Source organism: Vibrio ichthyoenteri ATCC 700023, assembly GCF_000222605.1.
Taxonomy (GTDB): Bacteria; Pseudomonadota; Gammaproteobacteria; order Enterobacterales; family Vibrionaceae; genus Vibrio; species Vibrio ichthyoenteri.
The window spans coordinates 1-863 of the sequence record NZ_AFWF01000301.1 but is presented as its reverse complement, the minus strand read 5'-3'; the positions used below and the strand labels follow the sequence as shown (position 1 = coordinate 863).

Annotated in this window: 1 protein-coding gene; it reads right to left on the bottom strand. The window is 44.3% G+C overall.

Going from position 1 to position 863, the window contains the following annotated elements:
* Positions 1-5: 5 nt before the first annotated feature.
* Positions 6-802 (bottom strand): IS5 family transposase gene (locus tag RH85_RS22515; protein WP_086027089.1). Its coding sequence is split into 2 segments (ribosomal slippage): positions 6-461 and positions 464-802, totalling 795 coding nucleotides; the frame shifts between segments, so codons are not numbered across the junction.
* Positions 803-863: the final 61 nt, after the last annotated feature.

The following is an 863-nucleotide window of genomic DNA, read 5'->3' as shown; positions in this document are numbered from 1 at the left end:
AGAACCTATCCCAAAAGGGATTTATTCCAAACAATGAGGCCACAAGCAAAATGCAACATGGCCTCGTAGTTTTCGATTTTCTTTTCCCAACGAACAAGCAATCTACGATAACGGTTTAGCCAGCTATGAGTTCGCTCCACAACCCAACGGTGAGCCTTAAAATCATCCGATTGTTTCAAGCTCGCGGCCTCTTCAGCACGTGATTGAACATGGGGAATGTAGTTCAAAGCAACCAGTTCATCATGTAACCACTGGCCTGTATAACCTTTGTCTAGATACAAGGGCACTTTCAGAGGTGGACGATAAAACTCCAGTGCATCTAATGTTTGAAGTACCAGCTTGATATCGTGGACGTTTGCGCCGTCACTGACAACGGCAAGTGGCAATCCATTTGCGTCGGTAAGCAAACTACGTTTTACGCCTTGCTTCGCTCTGTCTGTTGGGTTCTTACCTGTTTTTTTGAGCCGGTTAAAGGGGCTTTCGTTTGGCAGCCATCCATTGAGATAGAACGCCAATCAACACCTTCGTAAATCAGACCATTTTGCCAAAATCGCTCAAAGACACCTGCATCCCGCCACTCTTGAAAGCGACGATGTGCAGAGCTAGATGTGCAAATACCTGTCGCGTTAAGCGCATTCCACTGACAACCCGTTCTGAGAACAAAAAGAATGCCATTCATAGCATCACGATTATCGACTCTCTTACGATGTGTACCGAGAGGATGGTTAGTTTTGTGGATAGGCAACAATGGCTCAATTTTTGCCCAAAGAGCATCAGAGATTAGGTATTGTGTTGAACTCATTTACAGTATTTTCAATAGGTGTTGATTTAACTCAGACAACACCTATTGAGATAGGTTCTAA